3 protein-coding genes are annotated in these 2,123 nt (G+C 44.6%); all 3 read left to right on the top strand.

Annotated features, from left to right (window positions below):
* Window positions 1–560, top strand: a 560-nt coding sequence (locus QVP40_RS10885; RefSeq protein WP_288200499.1) for a CDP-alcohol phosphatidyltransferase family protein, incomplete at its 5' end; no start/stop codon positions are given.
* A 205-nt stretch (window positions 561–765) separates the two neighbouring features.
* Window positions 766–1,395 (top strand): uracil phosphoribosyltransferase, encoded by a 630-nt coding sequence (gene upp, locus QVP40_RS10880; protein WP_022068447.1) that lies wholly within the window; start codon window positions 766–768, stop codon window positions 1,393–1,395.
* Between the two features lie 210 nt (window positions 1,396–1,605).
* The coding region (locus QVP40_RS10875) for an endonuclease III domain-containing protein (protein ID WP_288200498.1) at window positions 1,606–2,123 on the top strand (518 nt) is incomplete at its 3' end.

Genomic DNA, 2,123 nt, shown 5'->3' with positions numbered 1-2,123 from the left:
ACCTGCTGACCGTCGGCAGACTTGCCCTTGCTCTTGTATTTATGGCCCTGATTGAGCGGTACAGACTGATGGGAGAAAAAGCTCTGCTTGCAGTGATGCTTTTGGCAATTATAGCTGTGGATATACTGGCCGGGAAGCTTGCCCGGAGACCGGAACAGGTAAGCGACGTAGGAAGACTTCTGGAGCTTCTGGCAGACCGGGTCTGTCAGTTTGTGATCCTTTCCTGTCTGATTCCGAAGTATTCACTGGCAAAGATGCTTCTGGTATTATTCTTTATTAAAGAAAGTTATACAGCAGTCCTTGGTTGGAGAGTGATTTTATATGCAGATAAAGAGGCTCAATCTCCCTGGTATGATACTATGACTAAGGCAGTGTTCTACATAGTGGCGCTGATTCTTTTTGCAGGACCTCGAATTCTGGCATCAACAGCCGGTATTCTGATCGGTGCCTGCGGAATCTGTATGATGGCAGCCTTTGTAATGAACATAGAAGAGATCCGCGTTGCAGAGGAAAAATTCCGACACTCTGTTGGAGAAAAGGTTCCGGGCAGGATCGGATAAAAAATAAAATAATCGGGTAGATATGAGGGTGCAGCTTTTATCAGGCTGCACCCTTTTTAAAAAAAGAAGATTGGTGTAGATTCATGTAGAACTTTCAGAGAAAATAGGATATAATATAGTTCAGAATCATACGGAACGCCGTATTAAGGCTGTGAAAACCGAAGAATTCTGAAGTTTTCAGTATAAAATTTAATGGAGGTTCAACATGGAAAACGTATATATTATGGAGCATCCGCTGATTCAGCACAAAATTTCTCTGCTCCGTGACAAAAGCACAGGAACAAATGAGTTTCGTAAGCTGATCGAGGAGATCGCAGTTCTTATGGGATTTGAGGCGCTGAGAGATCTTCCTCTGGAGGATGTGGAGGTGGAAACTCCTCTGGAAACATGTATGACACCGATGATCGCAGGTAAAAAGCTTGCAGTTGTGCCTGTGCTTCGCGCCGGTCTTGGAATGGTTAATGGAATCACAACTCTGGTACCGTCTGCAAAGATCGGACATATTGGATTGTACAGAGATCCGGAGACACATGAACCTCATGAATATTACTGCAAATTGCCGGATCCCATTGATCAGAGACTGATCGTAGTAACAGATCCCATGCTTGCAACCGGCGGTTCCGCTGTGTCTGCAGTAGATTTTATCAAAGAGCATGGCGGGAAGAATATCAAATGTATGTTTATTATCGCAGCTCCGGAAGGCCTGGAGCGTCTGCATAAAGTTCATCCTGACGTGCAGATCTATGTAGGCCATGTGGATCGTGAGCTGAACGAAAACGCATATATCTGCCCGGGTCTGGGAGATGCAGGAGACCGGATCTTCGGTACAAAATAAAATCATAACAAACACAACAAAAACGGATGGTGTATTTTCGGAGAGCGTGTTTTCCGGGACACGATCCGTTTTTCTGTGTAAAAAGAAAGAGAGCCTGATACCTGTTTTTGCCGAAAAGAAAATAGTTTTGCACAAAGACATCAGGGATAACGGTATCAGAAAACATATCATAAGAAACAGTATAAGAACAGGCAGAAAGGAACTGGATTTATGACAAAAAAGCAGAGGGCTCTGGAAGTAATTCAGAGACTGAAAGACGAATATCCTGATGCAGGATGCACCCTGGATTATGATCAGGCGTGGAAGCTTCTGGTCAGTGTACGCCTTGCAGCGCAGTGTACAGATGCCAGAGTAAACGTAGTGGTAGAAGATCTTTATGCAAAATATCCGGATGTAGAAGCGCTGGCAAAAGCGGAGCCGGAGGAAATTGAAGCGATCGTAAAGCCATGCGGACTGGGAAAAAGTAAGGCAAGAGATATCAGCGCCTGTATGAGGATCCTCCATGAACAGTATGAGGATAATATTCCCACAACTTTCGAAGAACTGCTGAAGCTTCCGGGGGTGGGAAGAAAAAGTGCAAATCTGATTATGGGGGATGTGTTTGGAAAGCCTGCCATTGTAACAGATACGCACTGTATCCGTCTGACCAACAGAATAGGACTGGTAGACAATATCAAAGAACCAAAAAAAGTGGAAATGGCTTTATGGAAGATCATTCCTCCGGAGGA

Source organism: Blautia sp. CAG:257 (assembly GCF_000433815.1).
Taxonomy (GTDB): domain Bacteria; phylum Bacillota; class Clostridia; order Lachnospirales; family Lachnospiraceae; genus Blautia_A; species Blautia_A caecimuris.
Note: the sequence above shows the minus strand (reverse complement) of the source record. Positions and strands in the feature narration are given on the sequence as shown.

Coding starts and splice junctions, on each gene's coding strand:
- upp (WP_022068447.1), top strand. CDS start 766: ATGGAAAACGTATATATTATGGAGCATCCGCTGATTCAGCACAAAATT.